Consider the following 23,839-nt stretch of genomic DNA (forward strand, 5'->3'; position numbering starts at 1 on the left):
ACAAATTCCCCCTCGTCCCATGGTACGCGGGGGAATTTCAGATCATGCCGATGCCTTCAAGACCCTCACACACGAAGGCGCCGGAACTGCCGCTTGCCGCGCTGCAAAACGTCGCCATCATGCGGTTCGTATTGCAGGTCGACGTCGAGCACCTTTTCTCCGTTCAGTCGCACAGAACCTTCGGCAATAGCTCGCCGAGCCTCACTGTTGCTATTGGCCAGACCGAGATCCGTGAGCAATTTGACAATCCAAATTGGCTCTCCCGGAACAGGTACTTCCTCCATGTCTTCCGGCAATGCCCCTGCCTGAAAGACTTTGTGCCAATGATCAACGGCCTCGACAGCCGCTTCTTCGCCGAGAAAGCGAGTGACCAACTCCTTGGCAAGTTCCATCTTGGCATCGCGCGGATTCATTTGCCCGGCATCGACGGCTTGTCGCATCCGTTCGATGTCTGTCGCCTCGCGCAACGACAATAGATCATAGTACTTGAACAACAAGGAATCTGGAATCGACATCAACTTCCCAAACATGTCGTTTGGTGCCTCGTCGATCCCGATATAGTTACCCAGGCTCTTCGACATCTTGTGAACGCCGTCCAAGCCTTCGAGCAGCGGCATCATGACCGCAATCTGCATCGGTTGTCCAAATTCGCGCTGCAAAGTGCGACCCATGAGCAGGTTGAACTTTTGATCCGTTCCGCCCAACTCGACGTCGGTCTCAAGATGCACGGAATCGTACGCCTGCATCAGCGGATAGAAAAACTCATGAATGTGAATGGGTCGATTGTCGCGAAAGCGTTTCGTAAAGTCTTCGCGCTCCAGCATCCTCGCTACGGTGACCGTCGATGCAAGCCGGATGACATCCGCAAAATCAAGCGGAGCGAGCCAATCGGCGTTGTAGACAATTTCGGTCTTTGCAGGGTCCAGCACTTTGTAGACCTGACGCACATAGGTCTTCGCGTTTTCGGCCACTTCTTCCGCGCTCAGTTGTTTGCGCGTCTCCGACTTATCCGTCGGATCGCCAATGCGACCCGTAAAGTTTCCAATTACGAGATGCGCGCGGTGTCCTAGTTCCTGAAATTGACGAACCTTGTGCAGTACGACCGTGTGTCCCAGATGGATGTCAGCGGCCGTCGGATCCATGCCAAGTTTCACCCGTAACGGTTTGCCTGTGGCCACCGACATGCGTATCTTCTCGACCAGTTCCTGCTCTGGAACAATTTCAGCGACACCGCGGCGAATCCACGCGAGCTGGCGCTCGACTTCCGCCTCTTGCGCCGGCGTGAGCTGCCACTCCATGTAAACCATCCTCTCTAGCCGTTTCAATCGGTCCCGTTTCTGCCAATAAGGAGCCAGTATACACAAAAAGCCCAGCCAAGGCCGAAGGCGCGTATGCGTATGGCAATTTTACTCAATATAACTATAAGCCATTTGCACTGTCAACGCAGGACTTTCAATCATCGGTGCACGAATCATATCGATAAACTTACCATGATGTCCAATTTTGTCGTGTGATATAATCTCGGTAACGAAGGGAGGGGCGCCCGTGAAGAAGCGACGCAACCGTGTCGGTCAGGAAACCATCGTCGTCCGCGACCCTCGTGCAACTGCGCGCAAGCGTGAACAAAAGGCCTCGCGGTTTTGGGTTGCGATGCGGGTCAGCCTGTTCTCTTTGGGTAGCCTCGGCGTCTTAGGTTGCGCTGCGGGCGCTGGATATGTCGCATCGTTATTAAAAGGCCTGCCCAAAGTGAATGCAGCGACGTTTGTCAACAACAGCGCTGCGTCTGTCGTGTACGATTGCCACGGCAAAGTCATTGGACGGTTCACAGGCGATGGCGACCGACAACCTATCACGTCCATCTCACAGGTATCCCCGTATTTGGTCAACGCGTTTGTCGCAGCGGAAGACAAGACGTTTTTTACAAATATAGGAATCAACCCTTTATCCATGGCTCGTGCCCTTGTACAGGATCTCGCAGGCCACAGCATCGAGAGCGGCGCCAGCACCATCACGCAGCAGACCGTCAAACTTGCCGTGTTTCCAGAGCAACAACGGACAATGCGGCGCAAAATTCAGGAGATTGCCTTAGCCATCCAAGTCAATCATGTTCTCACAAAAGACGAAATCTTGACCGACTATATGAATTGGGTCTACATGGGGCGCATGGGTACCGACACGGTATATGGCGTCAGACGCGCATCCGAAATTTTGTTTGGCAAAAATCCTAAGGATCTAAATTTGCCCGAAGCGGCCTTTCTGGCAGCTTTGCCAAATAACCCGTCGTATTTTTCACCCTATGAGTTTCCTCAACACACATTGCAACGTCAGCACTACATCTTGGATCAAATGCTGGCGGACAAGCTCATTAGTCGTGCCGCATACGACCAAGCGTATCACTACGACGTGCTCAAACATATTCATCCCGCTCCGGAGAGCGGTCTGCCGGCCCATCCATACTTAATGCTCGACGAGATTAAACCCCGCGTCATTCAGGCGCTTGTACAAGCAGGCGTGTATGAAAACGCAGTCCAAGCCGAGTCGGCTTTGCCGGTGGCGGGTTTGAAAATTTATACCACCATCGATTTGACCAAGCAGAATCAAGTTGAACAAGTACTGTCTAACGATGCTTTGTTCGCGGGCACCGACAAAACATACAGACTTGCTAGCGGCAAAACGGCGACGGATTTGTACGAAGCAGGCTTTACGCTCATCGACAACCAGACCGGTGGCATTCTTGCGGTCGGCGGTGGCCGGGACTACCTGAAAGACGCTATCGATCACGCCGACATCGCTCGGCAACCGGGCTCCTCCATTAAACCGCTGCTTGACTATGGTCCAGCCATTGATCGCGGACTGATCACAGCTGGTACTGTGCTGTATGATGCGCCTACCTTGTTTCCAGGTAGCGGCGGGGAACCAGCGTACGAACCACACGACGACGAACCAGATTTTGCGGGTCTATTGTCGGCTCGGCAGGCGCTCTACGAATCGCGCAACGTACCGGCCATCGACATTCTCGCTGAGTTGACTCCCCAGGTTGGATTTAGCTATTTAAGCAAGATGGGACTAGGTACGAACGCCAAAACACTCGATGGCGAACCGACCATCGTCGCGGACGACGAAAATCACTTGGCGGCGGCGATTGGCGGCCTGGACAATGGCGCGACAGTCGAACAGATGACAAGTGCGTATACAACCCTGGCCAATCAAGGCGTGTGGCACGAGAGCTACATGATTAGCCAGATTGAGGACAATACCGGGCGGATCTTATATCAAGCAGATCCACAGACACATCAGGTGTTTTCTCCGGCAACAGCCTATATTGTGACTGACATGTTGCACGACGTTTTGTATCACTCCGGGGGCACGGCAACGATGATTGGCGCGCATTTCCCTGGTCAGTATATTTCCGGGAAGACAGGCACGACAGATGCTCTTGGCGACGGCTGGTTCATCGGCTACACACAGCAATACACCGCAGGCATCTGGATGGGATATAACAATCATGAACTGATTTCGCCAGGCGCAGAGTACAACTTGAAGTTCACATTGTGGAATGACATCATGACGCCCATTCTCGCAGCCGCCCCGGCCAAAAAGCCCTGGCCAAAACCGACCAACGTGGTTAGCAAGGCGGTGAGCAGCACCAGCGGGTTGTTGCCGACGCCCCTATCGACCGCGCACGGTGAGATCACAACGGAACCGTTTGTGCAGGGTACGGAACCGACGCAATATGACGACGTGGACGTCGAAGTCAAATACGTCGTGATCCATGGCAAGAAATATTTGGCCACGAGCCATACACCTTTGTCCGAAGTGCGCACAGGCGTTTTCATGAAGCTTCCGGAAAGCAGAATTCTCGATTGGGAGCACAAAATTCCAGGCGGCGTAACCGACGACACGCCATATTTGGCGCCGACCGAGCCGGATCCACGCGGTGGTATAGTGCTCGATGCGGGAAGCGTGCCCGCCATCACAAGTCCGTCGCAAATGGCGGCACCGACAGGGTTAACCGGTACCTTTGACGGCACAGATGTCACATTGAGCTGGAAACCCGTTACAGGAGCAAACCAGTATGACGTGTATCGGGCGAGTAACCCGAATGGCCCATACACACAAATTGGAACAAACGACGTGCCGTGGTATGTCGATACGGCGGTACCGTCGTCTGGCCAAACCACGTTGTATTACAAGGTGTTTGCCGAGTCCAGCATCGCGCTTTCACAGGCGTCCCAAACCATTGCCGTTCAGGTTGAAAAGAGCGGCGGATCGAATGACGGCGCCAACAACACGGCAAACGGTATCACGGGTGCACCTGCCGATACCCTCAACAGCACCACTCCTGAGGCAAACAAGAGTAACGGTGAGGGAGACAACTCAGATAACAGTGGCAGTGTAAACGGCACAACGCGGCAGCCGAAAGCAACGCAGCACTGGCTCCCAGGTCTTGGGGGCCAGTGACGCCATCACTAGATGCGTACGGAGACGACGGTGGCACCATCCCCACCTTCGCTTTGTGCAGCCGGCTCGCTCGTTTTCACCTGCGGGTGCCCCTGCAGATGGCGCCGAATAGCCGTTTTCAAGGCGCCGGTACCTTTGCCATGAATGATGACGATGCGGGCTAAGCCAGCTACCACCGCATCGTCCAAGTATTTGTCGATCCGCATCAAGGCATCCTCCACCGTCTCTCCACGCACGTCGAGCTGCATGCGGACATCCTTGTTGCCCACCCTCTTTTTCGAGTGCGAGATAGCCACCGGCTCAACCGCCTCGGCGAGAACCTCTAAATCGTTTACTACCACTTTCATACGCATGGCCCCGAGTTGCACCAGCGCACTCTTGGAATCCGGCGCCACTTCGACAACGTCGCCTTTTTGTCCTAGTGAAATGACACGCACACGCTGGCCGACGGAAAGCTTAGGACTCACCTTGCCCGAGCGCCTGGGTGACGCCTTGCGCTCTGGCACAAGCCCTTCCAGCCCTTTGCGCAACTCGACCAATTCGTGATCTTTGACCGTCGTGTGGCGCATTTGCCGGAGTTCCCGAATGATTCGCTCCGCCTCCTGCTGCGCCTTCTCCACGATGGAGGCCGCCTCATTTCGCGCTCGCTCGCGCACATCGGCCAATTCCTTATCCAACGCCGTTTCGCGTGCGTCGAGTTGCTCCATTTGGGCTCGTGCGTCCTCCCATGCTCGCGCCGCCTCATCGCGCAGCCGCTCTGCCTCGCGGTTGGCCGCCTCAAGTTTCCCAATGAGCTCCTCGACATGAACATCTGTTTCGGCGACATGTTCCCGCGCCGCGGCCAGAATATCATCAGGCAACCCCAGCCTTTGCGCAATGGCCAGCGCATTGGATCGCCCTGGAACGCCCATCAAGAGTCGATATGTCGGACGCAGACTCGCCAGATCAAACTCCATGCTCGCGTTCATGGCATGCGAATTGTGAAAGGCATAACCTTTCAATTCTGCGTAGTGCGTCGTCGCCATAACGCGAGCCCCCACCCGCGTCAAGCGATCCAAGATCGCGATCGCCAACGCCGATCCCTCTGCTGGATCTGTACCTGCGCCCAGCTCGTCCAACAATACGAGACTCTTTTCGTCGACTTGTTGAAGCATTTGAATAATGTTTTTCATGTGGGAAGAAAATGTCGAAAGGCTTTGTTCAATACTCTGCTCATCGCCAATATCGACGAACACGTCGCGGCAAAAACCAATCTCACTTTCCCTGCGCGTCGGCAAAAACAGTCCCGACATCGCCATTAAAGTGAGCAAACCAACCGTTTTTAAAGTGACCGTTTTACCACCCGTGTTGGGTCCCGTAATGATCAACAGGCGGAAATCGGCACCAAGTTCGACGTCGATGGGCACACCTGCCGGGTGGAGCTGGGGATGGCGAGCGCCATGAAGGCGCCAGACACCGTCTGTCAACTGCGGCCGTTTTCCGCCGATCCGCCGCGCGTAACCAGCCTTCGCGAAGATCAGGTCCGCCTGCTCGAGCAGTGCGACATTCGTTTCCAGCTCTTCAGACACCGTCGCAATTACAGCGCTGATCTGCTGCAAAATGCGCTCGATCTCGCGCTCTTCCAAGACTTCGATCTCTCGAATACGCTCGCCGATTTCTGATACTGCACGCGGTTCAATAAAAACCGTTGAGCCAGATGAAGACACGTCGCGCACGATGCCGCGAAGCTGATTTTTGTGTTCGACGCGCACAGGCAGGCAGTAATACGGACCGCGCATCGCGACAATGGGCTCCTGTAGCAACTTTTGATGGGTGCGCAACAACCTGTCCAGGGTCGTCCGCACCTCGCCTTCCCGGCGACGCCGCTCCGACCTCAACTGGAGTAGTACATCGCTGGCGTGATCGAGCACTTGCCCGTCATCGCTGACAACTTGCCGAATCTCTTGCTCGGTGCGCCGCAAGTCGGCCATTGGCGCGACCAATTCGCTGAGCAGAGGGAGATCGATTTCAGTGGCAGCGTGTTCGATGAACTGCCGAAACGCTCGTCCCCCAGCGATAAACTGCGCTATGGCAAGCACCTGGTCGGCTCCGAGCACACCGCCCACTTTGGCGCGAGACAGTGCCGGACGAATATCTGTAACGCCTGCAAAGGGTGGAGATCCGGCACGTAGCAGACAGCGATAGGCTTCGTCGACTTTGGCCAAGGCGCTCTCTGCCTCAGCGCGAAACGAAAATGGCGACATCGTCTGCGCCAATTGTTTACCAAGACTGGACATGGCTTCGTCAGCCACGCGTTGCCGAACCCAATCGTATTCCAAGGCCTCAAGCGACCGTATGATCATGTATCGCACTCCATTGCATCAAACTCCAGAAATCCCATTCATTTTACCACATCGTCCGATAAGTGTCCGGCAACCATATCAGCAAGACACGTCAGGAGGGAGGCAGACATATGCACATTCTAGGCCATATTGTCCGCTTTGTTGTATCCGCACTGGTGCTGATGTTTGTCGGATACGTCGTTCCTGGTTTTGGCGTGATGGGATTTTGGTCAGCGATTTTGGCCGCCATCGTGATCACGCTTCTGGGACTCGCCATGGAGGCGCTGTTCGGCCGCCGCATTTCACCGTATGGGCGCGGCATTGTTGGCTTCATATCGGGTGCAATTGTGATTTACGTCGCCCAACTGTTTGTTCCTGGCCTACACGCGAGCATCTTAGGAGCGTTGCTCGCATCGTTGGTCATTGGTATCATCGACCTGTTCATTCCGACAAACCTGCGCCGTACACATGGCGACGAACATTGACGCAGGCAAGCTACGCCGGGGATACCCCCGGCGATTTTTTGTCAATGAAGAGGGGAGCGCGATATCGACTACAGGGACTGGGTACCCATGGCATGCGCTTTGCCTTTGCCAAGCCGTGAAACGGCTTGATTGAAGGAAGGGCTGTTTAACCAGTGAACAATGGCGGAATGGTTGACCTGATGTTGAATGGAGGGTGTATTGACATAGTGCAAGATCAAGCCGATGACGTACACGAAAATGATGGCCAAAGCCACGCCAGCAATCAGTCCAGCCAAACGGTTGACAAACGATAACACAGGCAAACTGAATAGAGCGTCCAGCAAACCAGCTGCATATCGCAACAATAAAAAGGTCACAATAAACACCAAACCGAAAGCAATGGCTCCTGACAGGTTGCTGAATAGCAGGGAAGCGATTCCACCTTTTTCCTGAACCTGCGTGCCAATATGTAAGTGGGCAATGACAGGTGCCACGTACGGCCGAAGCCAGTAAGACACAAAGTACGCGATAATGGCGCCAAACAAGCGCGTCACCTGGCGGATGAGGCCAAGGCGATAGCCGTTGATGGCCCCTAACACGATGATGGCCGCGAAAATCAGGTCAAGCACGTCTCCATTCACGATTGCGACGTGCCCCCCGTCTGTTCTTCCAACAAATTGACCAGTTCTTGGTATTCCCGCTGTAATTGATGCAGCTGTTCGGCTAGGTTCAGGGCAGCTAAGACGGCAACGCGCCGCTCGTCCATATACGAGGCTGTAGCAGCAATTTCCGCCATACACCTATCGACCATCCTGGCGACTTCTTGAATATGTTGCTCGGAACTGGTCCCGCGCAAAGTATATTCGATACCATGGATGACGACTTTCACACGATTCACCGATTTGTTGTCCATCCATGTCCCGCCTTTCTACACGGCGAACGCTCGTTCGCCGTGACATCCTTTCGCTGTTTCCTACAAGATTCAGCATACCCATCTGAATCTCCTGCAACCGGTCATGACCGTAACTGTGCATTGTGATTGACGCGCAACGCGTCAATGGCCGTCGCAACAAGCTGCTCGATTTCGTCGTCTGTCAACGTGTGCTCCGCATGTTGGAAAAACATCGTGATCGCAACACTCTTCCTGCCTTCTGGCACACCTTCGCCGACATAGACGTCGAACGCCCTCAGGCCTTGCAGCAAACCTGACGTAGCGAGACGTTCGCGCACCGTACGCAATAGATCCCCGACCAACGTCTCGCGGTCGACGACGATCGCGATATCGCGGCGGCTTCCAGGAAACCTGGGGAGTGCCTTGGCCTGCATGTCGCTCTCGCGAGTGGCGAGCAAACTCGCAACATCGATTTCCGCATATATAGCCCGGTCGATTCCAAATGCCTTTGCCGTTTCCGGATGCAGTTCACCGACAACGCCAATCGTTTCCTCGCCTGCCACGATGTCGGCAGAACGCCCTGGGTGTAGCCACGGTATGGCGGATCGAACATACGACGCATCGGCACCCAGTGCGGCAAGGAGATTTTCCAGCACACCCTTGGCGTCGTAGAAATCGTACCGACGAGCCTTTTCGTATAAGGTGCCTTCAGTCTCTCCAAACCATAGCATCGCAATCACTTCCCGTTCCTGCGGCTGTGAACGGAGAGGTAGTTCCGAAGTCAAGTACGACTTGCCGATTTCAAATACGGCTCCGCCCGGCACCTGGTGCGCCAAATTGTGCACCGCCACTTCGGCAAGGCTCGGCAACAGGTGTGTTCGCAATACACGACGTTCATCAGACATCGGCAACAGCAGCGGAATCGGCCGATACGGTGACGAAAGTGGAGCCAACGCATCCGGCGACGTCAACGCATAGGTGCGAACTTCGAACAATCCCATGTTCACAAGCAAGACCCGAGCCTTCGCCAACATCGCTTGCCGACGATCGCGCATACCTGGCGTGACAGGAAGTACCGTCACTGTCGACGGAATATTGTCGTAACCGTGTAAGCGGGCGATTTCTTCATACAAGTCAGCCGTCAGCGTGACATCAGCGCGACGAGACGGCACCTCGACCAGCCACTTATCCTCCTGCCTGTGCACGCCAAAACCAAGCGCATGAAAGATGGCCTCCATCTCGTCATTTGAAATGGCAAAACCAAGCGCTTCCCGGCACTGTTCTGGCACAAAGGGAATTTGCCATGAATCGCCTGCTTTGCGCTCCTGATGCACGGCGACCGACGGTCCAATGGGCCTTGCACCACCCAACTCGACCAACAAAGCCGTCGCGCGTGCCAGTGCTGGGGAGATAGCGGCTGGATCGACACCCTTCTCAAAGCGCTGCTGTGCTTCCGAGCGCAGCCCCAGACGCTGCCCTGTGCGGCGTACGGAGCTGCCGTCAAAACGCGCCGACTCTAAGGCAATCCGCCGCGTCGACGCCGTGATCTCGCTGTTTTCGCCACCCATGACACCGGCCAAGCCAATAGCCTTTTCAGGATCCGAAATGACAATCATGTCACGGGTCAACGTTCGCTTCTGCCCATCGAGTGTCACGAGCTCTTCGCCATCATGCGCCTGACGCACGACAATCTGCGATTGAGCAATGCTGTCTGCGTCGAAAGCGTGCAACGGCTGTCCCCATTCGAGCATGACATAGTTTGTCACATCGACCACCAGATCGATGGTGCGAATCCCCATCGCTATCAACCGCATCTGCATCCAAAGTGGCGACGACGTCTGGTTGATACCATCAAGTACCTGTGCTTCGTAGCGCGGGCAGCGCTCTGTGGCGAGATCGATAGCGATAGGCGACTCACCCGCACCCTTTGGCGCCTCAATGTGCTCTGGAAAGGAATGCCTAGACCGCAAAATGGCGGCCACTTCGTGAACAAGGCCGCGAATAGAAAAGCAGTCGCTACGATTGGGCGTGAGATCGATGTCGAGCACTACGTCGTCCAGACATAGTACCTTGACAATATCCTCACCAATTGGTGTCTCCTCCGGCAAGACGAACAACCCGGTGGCCTGCGCACTGGGCAACAAACGCGTTTCCAAGCCAATCTCCGCCGCTGAGCAAAGCATGCCGTTCGATTCGACACCGCGCAATGTTGTACGCCGAATCTGCACTCCACCAGGCAATGTTGCACCGGGCAACGCTACGGGCACGCGCAACCCAGGATTTGCATTGGGCGCACCACAGACGATTTGCAGAGGCTCCCCTGTACCGACATTCACCATGCAGACGCGCAACCTGTCCGCATTCGGATGCTGCCGTGCCGCGACGATCTCGCCAACCACCACGCCAGAAACTCCTTTATTGCGCGGTTCGACCGCGTCGACGGCGAGCCCTGCGCTGGTCAGCTTGTCCGCAAGTGCCTCCGGCGACAAATCCGCGAGATCGACATATTCACGCAACCATTGGTATGAGACTTTCACGCTTCCACTCCTCTTTCACGTATTTGATTATGCTCGAGCAAACTGCGCCAGAAAGCGCAAGTCATTTTGATACAACAAGCGAATATCTGAGATTCCGTAGCGCAACATGGCGATGCGTTCTGGACCCATACCGAAGGCAAAACCACTATAGCGTGTGCTGTCATAGCCAGACATATCGAGCACGCGGGGATGAACCATACCTGCGCCAAGAATCTCTATCCAACCCGTGCCCTTACACACGCGACAGCCTTCCCCGTGACAGTGGACGCACAAGAGATCCACCTCGGCACTTGGTTCGGTGAACGGAAAGTAACTGGGGCGCAATCGCACACGCTGCTCGGGTCCGAACAAAGCTTTGGCAAACGATTCGAGCGTGCCTTTTAAATCACTCATCCGAATTCCTTCGCCCACAACCAGGCCTTCGATCTGAGTGAATTGATGTGAGTGTGTCGCGTCATCCTCATCCCGACGGTACACTCTCCCAGGAACAATCACCTTGATGGGAACGTCGCCTTGCATACGTTCCATCGTGCGCACCTGCATCGGCGAGGTGTGCGTGCGAAGCAAGAGTTCGTCACTTAGATAAAACGTATCCTGCATATCGCGCGCCGGATGATCTTTGGGCAGGTTCAACAACTCGAAATTGTAATGGTCGGTTTCGATCTCGGGACCATCGACAATAGAAAAGCCCATACCGAGGAAGATATCCTCAATCTCTTGAATCACGCGCGAAATGGGGTGGATGGCCCCCCTGCCGATTGCCCTTCCCGGCAACGTGATGTCGATGGTCTCTTGCGCAAGACGAAGGGCCTGCTCGGCAGCTGCCAAGGCCGTTTGCCGTTCCAGATACGCGGCTTCCAACGCGTTACGCACCTCATTCACCCGCTCACCAAATAGCGGGCGTTCCTCCTGCCTAAGACCCCCCATTTGCTTCGAAAGTGCATTCAACTCGCTCTTTTTTCCGAGATATTGCACACGCCAATTCGTCAAATCCTTGGTCGCCGAGATCTTCGTCAGTTCCGCCAGTGCGGTTTCCTGTAAACGCCGCAACTGGACGATCAACGCTTCCATATCCACAAGTCCTCGCCCCTTCGACTTCTTCTGCACATCGAACCTGCACGTACAAGTTGACTTTCTGGCATAATGAAAAAGCAACTCACCCCAGCTAGGGACGAGTTGCTCGCGATACCACCCTAATTGACGGCAAAGTGCCGTCCGCCTTCATTTCCATAACGGATCTTCCCGGTGTACAATCCAAAGGGCGTTTCGATCCGGTGAGGCCTACTGAAATATGGCGATCCCAGCCGCCATAACGTTCAGCCTCACAGCTCCAAGGTGAACTTCAATCGCTCGCATTCAGCACACTTCCAGTCCTGGTGCGCCTCCCTGGAGAACGCAAGACGATTTACTCTCCTCATCATCGCCGCAACTATTCCGATGTCACCAACGAGTATACGCAATGCTGTAACAGGCCGCAACCAGCCTGGCACAAAACGAGCCTGATTTCGCCAGGTTCCACACATCTAGGTGAATGTCGTGGTCCCGATAACGGCTTCGGCAATAACGTAGAAGTGTGACCGGCAGTCAAAACCGGCTGCCGTAACAGCATTTGAAGGAGGCGTTTCTATGTACGGCGTTTTCGGTGGTTACACACAATGGGCGGTCGTCTTTTTGATCATCTTCGTGCTGTTCTTCCTGTTAGTACCCGCATACGGTGCAGTTTCAGGTACGGCTGCAGCCGCTCCCGGCGTCGTGTACTAACCGGCGAGCCAACCATAGACGCGAAACCAGGGAAGTCGCCACAACGGTCGGCTTCCCTGGTTTCGCGTCGCCCATCAGCCTTCCCCTTGCGTGTCAACTTGCCAAATACCGAGATCTCGCTTCACTTGCAAAGCCTGCTCCACGTCGGAAGCGAGGATATTGATATGACCCATTTTGCGATCACGCTTGACCTCTGCCTTGCCATACAAATGGACCTTGACCTGCCCCGGCAACGACGGCATTGCGCGCAACAGCGGATCGACATCTTGCCCAAGAACGTTAACCATGACAACAGGCGTCAACAACGAAACGTCGCCGAGCGGTAAGTTGCAAATGGCACGCACATGTTGTTCAAACTGACTCGTCGAGCACGCATCCATCGTGTAATGACCACTGTTGTGCGGACGCGGTGCCAGTTCGTTGATGTAGAGTTGTCCGCCCTCTGCGACGAAAAATTCGACGGCAATCAGCCCGACCACATCCAACTTACGGGCCACGTCGCACGCAATCGACCTAGCCTTGACGAGCACCTCTTCAGGAAAACGCGCAGGTACGATAGACATGTGCAAAATGTGATTCATATGCACATTCTCAGCAACTGGAAAGGCGGCCGTCTCTCCTCTTGGACTACGTGCCACAATCACAGAGCACTCTCCAACAAAGGGAATGTACTGTTCTGCGATGAGCGATTCGTCGTCTGCGCCGGAACGTGTATGCGCCTCGATGATGGATTGCCATTGCGGCAAGAAGCGATCGACATCCGACGGCTCCCGAACCATCCACTGCCCCTTCCCATCGTACCCACCGCGGCACGTCTTGACGACCAAGCGTTCACCTAGCTGTGCGAAAGCACTTTGGATGTCCTCCAGATTGGCAATGGGCACAAATGGAGTTACAGGCAAACCAGCTTTGGCCAACGTCGACTTTTCGCGCACCCTGTGTTGCGTCGTTGCCAACAATCGGCTGCCCTGCGGGACGTGCGCAGAATGTTCGAGTGCGGCCGCGACATCGGCGTCGACGTTTTCAAACTCATACGTGATTACGTCACAACGATGCGAAAGGAGTTTTGCCGCCTCGACATCGTCGTACTTCGCAACCACTTGGCCATCGCTGACCTGCGCGGCGGGGCAATCCGGTGTCGGATCGAGCACCTGAAAGCGATAGCCCATGCGGCGACCGTCTAATGCCATCATCCGGCCAAGCTGACCACCACCGAGGATGCCGATGACCGCAGGAGGCAGGATGGACGCCGCAGGCGAGTACTCATTTCGCGGCACCCGGGTCTCCTCCTTCCAGTACTCGATCGCGAATGTCATCGGCTCGGCGAGCAAGCTTGTCCGCCAAATCGGGATCGAAAGCCGCCAAAATACGAGCGGCAAACAACCCTGCATTCACCGCGCCAGCTCGTCCAATGGCCATCGTGGCAACGGGGACCCCGCCTGGCATCTGCACGATGGACAGGAGCGAGTCGAGCCCTTGCAAGGTCGACGTCTGTACAGGCACGCCAATCACCGGCAAAGTTGTCTTGGCGGCGACCATGCCAGGCAAATGGGCGGCCCCACCCGCCCCTGCGACAATCACTGCGAGGCCCCGGTCCCGAGCGCCCGCAGCATATTCGAACATGTAATCGGGCGTGCGGTGTGCGGAAACCACCTTCCGTTCGTAGGGAATGGACAACTCATCCAGGACGGTACAGGTGTGTTGCATCGTCTCCCAGTCGCTCTGACTGCCCATTATGACACCCACGCGCGGTGTCGACATGAATGGTCATCCTCCTTACGCGATTCCACTTTGGTTTACGCCAGCGTGACTTCTTTGCACAAATAGACGTCCTGAATCGCGTTGAGAAGTTGCACACCCTCGGCCATGGGGCGTTGGAACGCCTTGCGTCCCGAAATCAAGCCCATACCACCAGCACGCTTGTTGATCACCGCGGTCTTCACAGCTTCGGCAAAATCGTTCTCACCTGAAGCGCCACCCGAGCTGATAAGGCCAATCTTACCCATATAGCAGTTGGCCACTTGATAACGAGTCAAGTCAATTGGATGATCCGTGGTCAATTCCGTGTAGACCCGTTTGTCGATCTTGCCATAGCTGCTTTCTCCCATGTTCAACGCCGTGTATCCGCCGTTGACAGTCGGCAGTTTTTGCTTGATGATGTCCGCCTCAATGGTCACACCAAGGTGATTCGCCTGACCCGTCAAATCTGCCGCCGTATGATAATCGACGCCACCTTGAACAAAGGCAGGATTGCGCAAATAGCACCAAAGAATTGTGAACATGCCCAGTTCGTGAGCATGTTGGAATGCCTCGCTCACTTCTTGCAACTGGCGGGTAGATTCCGGCGAACCGAAATAGATGGTTGCGCCAATGCCTGCCGCGCCCATGTCCCAGGCTTGTTTCACGGATGCAAACATGACCTGGTCGTATTTATTCGGATAGGTCAACATCTCATTGTGATTGATTTTCACGATGTACGGGATTTTGTGAGCATATTTGCGACTGGTCAGCGCCAGTACACCGAGCGTCGAGGCAACGCCATTGCAGCCACCCTCGATAGCGAGTTTGACGATATTTTCTGCGTCGAAGTAGGCCGGATTTTTCGCAAACGATGCCCCGGCTGAGTGTTCAATGCCTTGGTCGACAGGCAAAATGGACAGGTAACCCGTGTTCGCCAGTCGTCCGGTGCTGAACATCCACTGCAGGGACCGCAGCACTTGATTATTGCGGTTGGTCAAAGTGAAAATATCGTCCAAGTATGTAGGGGAAGGCGCCGTTATAGATGCAGCGGGAATTGTCGTCGTCTTGTGTTCGAGCAGATTGTCTGCTTCAGCACCCAAATATTCACGAATCTTATCAATCACGGATGTCATCTCTCCTTTGTGTACTGGCTTCCTGGCCCGGTTAAATCGACAGGATTTCGGCCAACTCGCAGAGTTCCTGTGCCGGTTTGCGCTCGGATCGAAACACTTCATCGAAGGGAACAGCCACAAGCTCGCCGTTTTGCGTCGCCGCCATCGCCCCGGACACGCCCTGCATGCACAATTCTACTGCGTAGGCGCCTAGCCTGCTCGCCAGCACGCGATCGACCGCGCTCGGTGCACCACCTCGTTGCACGTGTCCGAGCACCGTCACGCGCGTGTCAAACCCGGTGTGTTCTTCAATATAGCGCCCCACTTCGACGCCGTGTGCCGCGCCCTCTGCCACCACGATGATGGAGTGTTTTTTGCCGCGCGCCACACCGCGTTGGAGCTTTGCCACGACATCTTCCAGCTTGTACGGAACCTCGGGAATAAGCACGGACTCCGCTCCACCCGCAAGCCCAGCAGCCAGGGCGATGTGTCCGGCGCTTCGCCCCATGACTTCGATCACGTACGTGCGCTCGTGTGAAGTAGCCGTATCGCGAATCTTGTCAATGGCCTGAATCGCGGTTTGGACAGCAGTGTCAAAGCCAATATTGGCATCGCACGCCCCGATGTCGTTGTCGATGGTACTTGGCACGCCAATCGTTCGAATGCCCAGTTCGTGCAACTTTTGTGCACCGTGAAATGATCCATCGCCGCCAAAGACGACCAATCCCTCGATGCCAGCGTCCACAAGGCGCTGGTAGCCCCGCCGTTGGCCTTCTTCCGTCATAAACTCAAGACAGCGAGCGGTATATAAGCACGTGCCGCCGCGCTGAATGATGTCCCCCACCGATTCCAGCGGCATAGGACGAAAATCGCCGTCGAGCAGTCCGGCGTAGCCGCGCCGGATGCCGACCACCTCTAAGCCGTGGTAGATTGCCTTGCGGACGACTGCCCGGACACCCGCATTCATTCCCGGTGCATCGCCGCCGCTCGTCAAAACGCCAATCTTGCGAATGGCCATCACCCCCATGCACGACTCTTTCATCGTAGTCGACGATTGCGAATCTTGCAACGAAGAGCTGACCCAAATGGATCAGCCCGTGTTGCGCAACCCTGCCGCAATGCCGTTGATCGTCTGCAGCGCGTCGGCGAGCAATGCGTCCCGCTCTGCTTCATCCGTCGTTTCGCGCAGCTGCTGTAGCAGGCGAACTTGGAAGAACGAGAGCGGATCGACATACGGATTGCGCAGGGTGATAGACTCCTGGATCACGGAGCGATTGTCCAGAAGGTGATCGTACTCCGTGATGAGGAGTACCACGGTCCGACTCCGGTCATACTCCGCTTCAATTTCCGGGAAAATACGTTCGCCCGCTTCACCGGCAAGCAGGGCATATTCCCGCGCCACCAGCATGTCGGCCTTCGCCAATGCCATTTGCAAGTTGTCAATCAGCGTTCGGAAGAACGGCCAGTGACGATACATCGCCCGGAACGCATGCAGACTCTCAGCGTCTTCCTGCAACACATGCTGCATCGCCGTGCCGAAACCGTACCACGCCGGCAGCAAATGGCGGCTCTGCGTCCACGAAAACACCCAAGGAATAGCTCGGAGATCCTGGATTTGGGCCGAGTTCGTGCGCTTTGCCGGACGCGAGCCGATATTCATTTTGCCGATCTCGTCGATGGGCGTCGCCTGGTGAAAATACTGCAGGAAATCTGGATGCTCGAACACCAGTTTACGATACGCACGAAAGCTCTGTTCTGAAGCGCGATCGAGCAATGCAAACCAACGCTCGTGCGCGGCTTGCCATTCCGGGCTATTTTGCCGCGTAGCGCCAATGAGCACGGCGGCGGTTGCCGACTCCAGCGAACGCTCGGCAATCCCTGGATGACCATACCGCTGCGAAATCACTTCACCCTGCTCAGTGATTTTGACGTGACCGCGCAACGCTTCAGTGGGCTGTGCCAAAATACTCTGTTCGACCGGACCGCCCCCCCGTCCTAAAGCACCGCCGCGACCATGGAAAAACTTAATTTTGACGTCTTGTTCCTTGGCGATGGCAAGCAGCCTGCGCTGGGCGGTATAAAGCGACCAGTTGGCCGTCAAGTACCCCCCATCCTTGTTGCTATCCGAGTATCCCAACATGATTTCTTGACGGTGACCATGGGCAGCCAGATGGCGCCTGTACACGTCATTGGCAAACAACGATTTCATGATAGCCGGTGCTGCTTCCAAATCTTCAATGGTCTCGAAAAGCGGTACAACGTTGATATCACTGCGAGGTGGTTCACTCGGACCTTCTGGCCAACCGAAAAGTCCGGACTCCTTGGCCAGAAGCAATACTTCGAGTAGATCACTGGCACCTTGGGTCATCGAAATCAGATAGTCACGCACGCAGTCGCGCCCATAAATCTCGTGTCCGCGACGTACACAGTCGAATACGGCCAAGGCCTCCGTCGTCACATCAGAATACGTGTGATATGGGTTTCGAATCGGCCGCGGCGACGCTAAGCATTCAGACAAAAGCCGCACGCGTTCCGTCTCATCGCACACCATGTAATCAGGCAACCCGGCCGTCTGAAAAAGCTCTGCCACCGCCTGTTCATGAATGCCGCTGTGCTGGCGAATGTCCAGCGTGACCATGTGGAAGCCAAACAGCTGTAATTGCAACATAAAGGGGCGCAGATATGCGTCAACCAAGCGTTCTCCACGATGATTGGCGAGCGATCGCGCCATCAATTCGACGTCTGCCATCATGTCGGCTGGAGTTGCGTAAAAATCGCCTTGTGGCAATTCTCCATGGATCCGTCGGCGCGTGTTTTGCAATCGCTCTATCATTTGATTGACCTTGGCTCGATACGGCTCGTCCGAAACCGTGTCGAGCGACCGCAATAACTCGTCATCAGCGCCGACGCGTTCGACCGACGAACTGAGATCCCGCCCAAGTTCGCGCAGGCGCGAGGCATATTTATTGAGGGCGAGATCGCAGTGCAGAAGCAATGTCTGCTCCGTGATCTGCGCGGTTACATTCGGGTTGCCATCGCGATCTCCTCCCATCCAGGAGCCAAAGCGGATAACCGACGGCAGATCGATCGACTGCGCCCCGAATTGGTCGCGCACTGCGGCCTCCAGCTTTTGATGGACATGTGGGAGAACGTCGAACAGGATTTGGTCGAGAAAGTACAATCCGTTGCGCACTTCATCCAAAACCGTGATCCGCTGCTTGCGCACCGAGCGAGTCTGCCACAAAGCGACGATTTCGGTGCGAATCTGCTCGTGAATCGCAGTCAACTCGCGTGGCGTCTTGCGCGGATCGTCCATTTCTTCGAGGAGAGCGGCAATTTTGGTGTGTTTGTCGAGGACGCTTCGGCGCAACGCTTCGGTTGGATGCGCCGTGAGCACGAGTTCAATCCCGACTTCCTCCAGAAGACGGTTGACGTCATCTTCTTTCATACCGCGGTTGGCGAGCGTCGCCATCGCATCGCGAAACGAACCTCGTAACACCTGCTGCGACCGATCATAATCCCGATGGCGGCGCAGGCGATGATTTTGCTCCGCCAAGTTCACCAATTGGAAATATACTGAAAACGCGTGAATCGTGTCATTGCGCAGTTCCGCTGGCACCGCGGCGACCGCGTCGGTCAAAGCCTGCCGCGTAGCCGGCGATGGATCCGCGCGAAATGTCTTCGCAGCAAGGCGAATGCGTTCGACCTGCGAAAAGACCTCGGCGCCACACTGCTCCACCAAGACCTCGCCAAGCAAATCGCCCAGCACGCGTATATCCCGATGTAGCGGTGCATCGTTTGCCACTAGGCATTCCTCCTGATCTCCCCACTCAGCGCGAGGGCGGTACACCTTCGCGCCTCTCGTATCTCTCGTTCAAGCGTACACTGCGAAGCGATAACGTGCAATGAGTGTGAACAAACAGAATTGCGAAATACGCGTTTACATTTGGAAGCGCCCGATAAGCCCCTGCAGTTCTTGCGCGCGTTCGCTCAACGATCCCGCGGTCGCCGCAATTTCTTCCATGGATCCCGATTGAGTCTGCGAGGCCGCGACAACACTTTGCGAATTTGCAGCCGCAGTTTGCGCGAGATGAACGACAACCTCCATGTACTTCGCCATATCGACAGCTCGATCCGCGATGGTACGCGTCGCCTCCGTCACGACATCCACGCGCTCTCCGACCGCGTCCATTGATTGCCGGATACGCGCAAAGGTCTCCTTTGTGTGACCCGCCAGTACCGTGCCCTCCTGTACCTCCGAGGTGACGTCGTTAATGGAGCGCACCGTTTCCTCAGTTGCTTCCATCAGGCTGTTGATGATGTGGTCAATCTCGCGGGCCGCAGCCGCACTGCCCTGAGCAAGGTTGCGCACCTCCTCGGCAACGACACCGAAGCCGCGGCCGTGCTCACCCGCCCTGGCCGCTTCGATCGCGGCGTTTAGCGCGAGCAGGTTGGTCTGATCAGCAATATTCGCGATGGTCTCAACAATATGGCGGATGTCTGCCGACTTCTCTGCCAGCCGCGCAATGAGTTCCGCTGCGCGATCCGCCCGCAAGCGGATGGTATCCATCTGATGTGCCATCGACTCCATCATGCCAGCACCTGTGCCCGCCTGCTCCTGCGTGGCCTCGGCAGTCGTGTGCAATTCGCCGGCCAGTTCCGACACCTTGTCGATTTCGTGAATCACCGTCTGCACCGAACTCGAAGTCTGATTGATCTCGTCCATCTGTTTCACCGCTCCAGCGGCAACTTGCTCAATGGATTGTGCGATTTCTTCCGTCGCGTGCATCATCTCGTCCGAACTAGCCGACAATTCCTCGGACGAGGCGGCGACGTGTTCCGAAGCTTCCGCAATTCCTAGAATCAGCGTGCGCAAGTTCGCCGCAAGCGTATTGAGCACATTGGCCAGGTCCGCCAATTCGTCGCGCGACGCCAACTTCAGCTCTTCGACCTTCAAGTTTCCTTTTGAAAGTTCAAACGCCAATTTGCGCATGCGCAGAATCGGCTTCGTGATGACGACGGACAGAATCCAGCTTCCGCCAAAAGCAATAACGATAGCGATTACTGCGATGAGCACGTTCCATAACACGGTCTGTTTAAGCAGTGCATCGACCTGACTGCTCGCACTATCCCTGATGGCTTGCTCGTCATTCGTAAACTGTAACAGACTCTGAATCAATGGTTGGATAGTATTGGTTGTAAAGTAAGTCTGTGCTTGAGACAAATCTGTACTCGCTTCTTGGAACGCCGTCTTGTTTTGAGATAGAATCGGCTGCCATTCCGACTCGAATAAGTTCAAAATTGCTTCATCCTGCGAACTCACGTGCATTTTTTGCAGCGCATTTAAATCTGCCTGCACTTGGGTTGCATCCGCGTTGTATGCCTGCAGTTGAAACTGCGCTTCCGGCCCGTTCGGTGCCAGTAGATAAATCGCTGCGTCACTATCGGCACTGCGAATGTCGTAATCGAATTGACGAATCATATTCAGAACTTTTTCGGCATTCTCCATCTTTTGAATTGCATTATGAATTTTCTGTACAATCACCCAGTTTGCTACGCCAATTGCGACAATCAACACCGTCAGCAGTGCCGTATTGACCATGAATTTTTGCCGAATGCGCAAGCGTGGTATGAAGCGCGTCAACTGTGCCCCCATGTTGCTCCATAACGACACGATGCGCCCCCCTGTTTGTCTGTTCATGCGATCCACTCCAATGACTAGGTGTACTGATGCACGCCATGACAGCGTATAGGCATCGCCGCACTCCAAGGTAATCGGTTTCAACCCATACCTTGCTTTATTCGCGCTGTCGATACGTTTCCCTGCTTGGCGACGCAAGTCGAATAAACCTTTTTCGCGATCACGATGATGCAGGGGCTATGTAAAAAAACTGCCCAGGCAAGCCTGAGCAGTTTTTCAACTTATAAACTTTCTTTCCCCAGCAGATCCGCAAGGGCAGCTACAGCTTCCGCCTCGTCGCTGCCTTCCGCTTGCAGCGTCACTGTCTCACCGTGCGCGATGGCCATCGACATCACACCAAGTACGCTCTTGGCGTCAACGAATTGATCATGCTTGCCAACGCGAACGCTACTCGCGAACGACGATGCAAGTTTGACGAACTCCGCCGCAGGACGGGCGGCCAGCCCCTGGGCCAAGTTAACCGTCAAAACCTTCTCCACCATGGACAACACCTCGATTTAGACCAATGCCTCTTGTTTTGCAGGCGCCGCAAAACCGATGGACACCTCGGTCTCCGCGTCGAAGATGTGAATCTTGTTCAAATCGACGGCAAGCTTCACAGAGCTGCCAACATGGTACATGTGACGCGGATTGACACGAGCGATGAACGTGTTTTCGCCGACGCTGCAGTGCAAATACAACTCAGAACCCATGTGCTCGACGACCTCGACCTGTGACTGCAGAACCGTATCCGGATACGTCGTCATAAACACTTCTTCGTCGTGCAGGTCCTCTGGGCGCACACCAAGTACAACCGGCTTGCCGATCACGCCAGAACTCTTCAACACGCCATAACGCCCTTCGGGCAGACGCAGTGAGATTGCCGGCGCGCGGAAGTAGAATGCATCGCCATCGGCGACGATTTCGCCGCGAATGAAATTCATGGCCGGGGATCCGATAAAACCTGCGACAAACATGTTCTTCGGTTGCGAGTAAACCACTTGCGGCGTATCCGCCTGTTGGATGATGCCATCCCGCATCACACAGATGCGATCGCCCATCGTCATGGCTTCCGTCTGATCATGTGTAACGTAAATCATCGTCGTTTGCAACCGCTGATGCAATTTACGAATCTCCGCGCGCATCTGCACACGCAGTTTTGCGTCCAAGTTGGAGAGCGGTTCGTCCATCAGGAACACCTGCGGTTCGCGGACGATAGCGCGGCCCAAGGCAACGCGTTGGCGCTGACCACCTGACAGCGCTTTCGGCTTGCGGTCCAAAAGATGTGCAATATCCAGGATCTTCGCCGCTTCCTGTACGCGTTTGTCGATCTCGGCCTTTGGCACCTTACGCAACTTCAAGCCGAACGCCATGTTCTGATAAACGGACATGTGCGGATACAGAGCATAGTTTTGAAACACCATGGCGATGTCGCGATCTTTCGGTGCGACGTCATTTACGCGGCGTTCTCCGATGTACAAGTTGCCATCTGTAATGTCTTCGAGCCCTGCAATCATGCGCAATGTCGTCGTTTTACCACAACCGGACGGTCCGACGAACACGACAAATTCCTTGTCCTGGATGTCGAGATTAAAGTCCTTGACCGTCGGTTCCGATGCACCACTGTATGTCTTGTAAATATGTTCGAGCAACACGCGTGCCACGTTGGTCAACCTCCCATGTCTAACTGCTATGGTGCCAGTCTAGCAAAGAGCGCACAGAAGGCCTATGTGCAGGTTGTACGGAATCGCCTCGTCAAGTTGAAGCAACTTGTTGTGGCATAAAACGGGCGGCAAGATACAGCGCAATGGCGTCCTCGCCGCGGCGCACGTCAAATCCACTCGCCTCGCACAACCTTTCGATCCGCGCAAGCAACGTGTTCCGATGCACGTAGAGCGATCGAGCAGCTTCACTGGCGTTGAGATTGGCCTTTATCATGGCCTCCGTCAGTTCTCGCCAACCGTCCGGCCAATCCCGCAAAGGCTGCACCGCTCGCGCCGTCAACATCGCCTGCAGCACTTTCCATTGCGCAGCGCCAGCGACGCTAAGCAGATAGAGTGCGGGATCCTCCCCAAACACGCCGTGCGTACGGTTGTGCCGATCGCCCATGCGTGCCGTCAACTGCAAAGACGCAAGTGCCGAAAAGACCATGTGCGGGCTCACGACAGGCATCGAGACCCAAACCTTGGCATCGACGAAGGCTTCCGCCCGCACCGCTGCCGCCAATTGCTCTGCAATCGCCAGCAATTTGACAAACGATTGGTCACCGGCGCACGCAGGTTCATCTCCGTCACATTCGATCCCGGCAAGATCGTCCTCTGCAAGAAACACTAGCAGACAGGGGCCGTTTGCATCGAACTCGGTCCATCCATGCCCGAACATCGCCTCGATCACATGTCTTGCAATATCGGCATCCTCCGCCACTTGCCGTTCGCTGTTGGCGTGTTTGGCAGTCCATTCGATCGCGATCAGATAGCCAGGGAACTTCTTTTGAGCAAGCGGTCCCCAGTCGCGTGGTTCACCGCGCCCATCGACGCCCGCAACTACAGCGGTCAGTTCCGCGAACGTCATGTCGCGACAGCCTGCATAGGCCTGTCCCACTGGTCGTCCGCCGCCAAAACGTTGCTCGTGCGCCAGCTGGCGCAAAGTCCAAGCAAGGGCGCACCTCACCTCTTCAGACGCATCCCAGTTGGGAAATCGGATGGCCCTGCCGTCATCTAGACGTAGCAACCAAGTTTCATCGCGATTGCACCAGCCAAATCTCGGAACATCTGGCGCATTGTGCGGCCATTCGACGAGCGTCCATTCGATCCCGAAAGCTTTTGTCCAGAGTTCTAACGCATCGTGCCACCAGTCCATCGATTCCGCCCC

18 protein-coding genes and 1 other annotated feature are annotated in these 23,839 nt (G+C 55.5%); of the genes, 3 read left to right on the top strand and 15 right to left on the bottom strand.

Annotation, left to right across the window (positions count from 1 at the left end):
- Positions 1-65 precede the first annotated feature (65 nt).
- A complete protein-coding gene (gene tyrS, locus BLU70_RS00310; RefSeq protein WP_100218601.1) occupies positions 66-1,298 on the bottom strand; it encodes a tyrosine--tRNA ligase in 1,233 nt (410 codons plus the stop codon).
- Between the two features lie 247 nt (positions 1,299-1,545).
- On the opposite strand from tyrS, the gene BLU70_RS00315 reads away from it, so the two are divergent.
- On the top strand, positions 1,546-4,461 hold the full coding sequence (locus BLU70_RS00315) for a transglycosylase domain-containing protein (RefSeq protein WP_244885063.1): 2,916 nt from the start codon (positions 1,546-1,548) through the stop codon (positions 4,459-4,461).
- An 8-nt stretch (positions 4,462-4,469) separates the two neighbouring features.
- Here BLU70_RS00315 and BLU70_RS00320 read toward each other — a convergent pair whose 3' ends face one another.
- Positions 4,470-6,803 carry an endonuclease MutS2 gene (locus BLU70_RS00320; RefSeq protein WP_074691165.1) on the bottom strand — a complete coding sequence of 778 codons (2,334 nt, stop codon included), beginning with the start codon at positions 6,801-6,803 and terminating at the stop codon, positions 4,470-4,472.
- 110 nt (positions 6,804-6,913) lie between these two features.
- Between BLU70_RS00320 and BLU70_RS00325 the strand changes: the two genes are divergently transcribed.
- Entirely contained in the window at positions 6,914-7,267 is a 354-nt protein-coding gene (locus tag BLU70_RS00325; RefSeq protein ID WP_040289024.1) for a phage holin family protein, read from the top strand.
- Between the two features lie 68 nt (positions 7,268-7,335).
- Here the strand turns inward: BLU70_RS00325 and BLU70_RS00330 are convergent, their stop codons facing one another.
- The 4 genes from BLU70_RS00330 to pheS all read right to left on the bottom strand — a co-directional run bounded on the left by BLU70_RS00330 (position 7,336) and on the right by pheS (position 11,737).
- Positions 7,336-7,887: a CvpA family protein gene (locus tag BLU70_RS00330; RefSeq protein ID WP_058093656.1), complete on the bottom strand. Its 552-nt coding sequence runs from the start codon at positions 7,885-7,887 to the stop codon at positions 7,336-7,338.
- Positions 7,884-8,159, bottom strand: coding sequence for a cell division protein ZapA (locus tag BLU70_RS00335; RefSeq protein ID WP_058093657.1), 276 nt, complete (start codon positions 8,157-8,159; stop codon positions 7,884-7,886). Before BLU70_RS00335 ends, BLU70_RS00330 begins: the two co-directional genes overlap by 4 nt.
- Before the next feature lie 101 nt (positions 8,160-8,260).
- On the bottom strand, positions 8,261-10,675 hold the full coding sequence (pheT, locus tag BLU70_RS00340; RefSeq protein WP_074691167.1) for a phenylalanine--tRNA ligase subunit beta: 2,415 nt from the start codon (positions 10,673-10,675) through the stop codon (positions 8,261-8,263).
- Positions 10,676-10,702: 27 nt separating this feature from the next.
- Entirely contained in the window at positions 10,703-11,737 is a 1,035-nt protein-coding gene (pheS, locus tag BLU70_RS00345; protein WP_100218605.1) for a phenylalanine--tRNA ligase subunit alpha, read from the bottom strand.
- Positions 11,738-11,839: 102 nt separating this feature from the next.
- Positions 11,840-12,105: a binding site (T-box leader), on the bottom strand.
- Positions 12,106-12,301: 196 nt separating this feature from the next.
- Between pheS and BLU70_RS14855 the strand changes: the two genes are divergently transcribed.
- A complete protein-coding gene (locus tag BLU70_RS14855) occupies positions 12,302-12,436 on the top strand; it encodes a hypothetical protein (protein WP_006446359.1) in 135 nt (44 codons plus the stop codon).
- Positions 12,437-12,510: 74 nt separating this feature from the next.
- Here BLU70_RS14855 and purK read toward each other — a convergent pair whose 3' ends face one another.
- The 9 genes from purK to BLU70_RS00390 all read right to left on the bottom strand — a co-directional run bounded on the left by purK (position 12,511) and on the right by BLU70_RS00390 (position 23,827).
- Positions 12,511-13,713, bottom strand: coding sequence for a 5-(carboxyamino)imidazole ribonucleotide synthase (gene purK / locus BLU70_RS00350; RefSeq protein ID WP_074691170.1), 1,203 nt, complete (start codon positions 13,711-13,713; stop codon positions 12,511-12,513).
- Complete coding sequence (purE, locus tag BLU70_RS00355) at positions 13,700-14,197, bottom strand: 5-(carboxyamino)imidazole ribonucleotide mutase (protein WP_074691172.1); 498 nt, start codon at positions 14,195-14,197, stop codon at positions 13,700-13,702. The genes purK and purE overlap by 14 nt, the downstream gene beginning before the upstream one ends.
- Before the next feature lie 35 nt (positions 14,198-14,232).
- Positions 14,233-15,309 (bottom strand): class I fructose-bisphosphate aldolase, encoded by a 1,077-nt coding sequence (locus BLU70_RS00360; RefSeq protein ID WP_006446356.1) that lies wholly within the window; start codon positions 15,307-15,309, stop codon positions 14,233-14,235.
- A gap of 31 nt (positions 15,310-15,340) precedes the next feature.
- Positions 15,341-16,300, bottom strand: coding sequence for a 6-phosphofructokinase (gene pfkA / locus BLU70_RS00365; protein ID WP_040289059.1), 960 nt, complete (start codon positions 16,298-16,300; stop codon positions 15,341-15,343).
- A 78-nt stretch (positions 16,301-16,378) separates the two neighbouring features.
- Positions 16,379-19,093: a phosphoenolpyruvate carboxylase gene (ppc, locus tag BLU70_RS00370; RefSeq protein ID WP_040289020.1), complete on the bottom strand. Its 2,715-nt coding sequence runs from the start codon at positions 19,091-19,093 to the stop codon at positions 16,379-16,381.
- Positions 19,094-19,228: 135 nt separating this feature from the next.
- A complete protein-coding gene (locus BLU70_RS00375) occupies positions 19,229-20,989 on the bottom strand; it encodes a methyl-accepting chemotaxis protein (protein WP_100218600.1) in 1,761 nt (586 codons plus the stop codon).
- A 221-nt stretch (positions 20,990-21,210) separates the two neighbouring features.
- Positions 21,211-21,471, bottom strand: coding sequence for an HPr family phosphocarrier protein (locus BLU70_RS00380; RefSeq protein ID WP_040289019.1), 261 nt, complete (start codon positions 21,469-21,471; stop codon positions 21,211-21,213).
- A 15-nt stretch (positions 21,472-21,486) separates the two neighbouring features.
- Entirely contained in the window at positions 21,487-22,632 is a 1,146-nt protein-coding gene (locus tag BLU70_RS00385; RefSeq protein WP_040289018.1) for an ABC transporter ATP-binding protein, read from the bottom strand.
- A 91-nt stretch (positions 22,633-22,723) separates the two neighbouring features.
- Positions 22,724-23,827, bottom strand: coding sequence for a PucR family transcriptional regulator (locus BLU70_RS00390; protein ID WP_074691176.1), 1,104 nt, complete (start codon positions 23,825-23,827; stop codon positions 22,724-22,726).
- Between the last annotated feature and the right edge of the window lie 12 nt (positions 23,828-23,839).

The sequence above is a fragment of the Alicyclobacillus hesperidum genome (assembly GCF_900107035.1).
Lineage (GTDB): Bacteria > Bacillota > Bacilli > Alicyclobacillales > Alicyclobacillaceae > Alicyclobacillus > Alicyclobacillus hesperidum.

Coding starts and splice junctions, on each gene's coding strand:
- BLU70_RS00375 (WP_100218600.1), bottom strand. CDS start 20,989: ATGAACAGACAAACAGGGGGGCGCATCGTGTCGTTATGGAGCAACATG.
- BLU70_RS00360 (WP_006446356.1), bottom strand. CDS start 15,309: ATGACATCCGTGATTGATAAGATTCGTGAATATTTGGGTGCTGAAGCA.
- BLU70_RS00390 (WP_074691176.1), bottom strand. CDS start 23,827: ATGGACTGGTGGCACGATGCGTTAGAACTCTGGACAAAAGCTTTCGGG.
- BLU70_RS00320 (WP_074691165.1), bottom strand. CDS start 6,803: ATGATCATACGGTCGCTTGAGGCCTTGGAATACGATTGGGTTCGGCAA.
- tyrS (WP_100218601.1), bottom strand. CDS start 1,298: ATGGAGTGGCAGCTCACGCCGGCGCAAGAGGCGGAAGTCGAGCGCCAG.
- BLU70_RS00325 (WP_040289024.1), top strand. CDS start 6,914: ATGCACATTCTAGGCCATATTGTCCGCTTTGTTGTATCCGCACTGGTG.
- BLU70_RS14855 (WP_006446359.1), top strand. CDS start 12,302: ATGTACGGCGTTTTCGGTGGTTACACACAATGGGCGGTCGTCTTTTTG.
- purE (WP_074691172.1), bottom strand. CDS start 14,197: ATGTCGACACCGCGCGTGGGTGTCATAATGGGCAGTCAGAGCGACTGG.
- BLU70_RS00335 (WP_058093657.1), bottom strand. CDS start 8,159: ATGGACAACAAATCGGTGAATCGTGTGAAAGTCGTCATCCATGGTATC.
- BLU70_RS00380 (WP_040289019.1), bottom strand. CDS start 21,471: ATGGTGGAGAAGGTTTTGACGGTTAACTTGGCCCAGGGGCTGGCCGCC.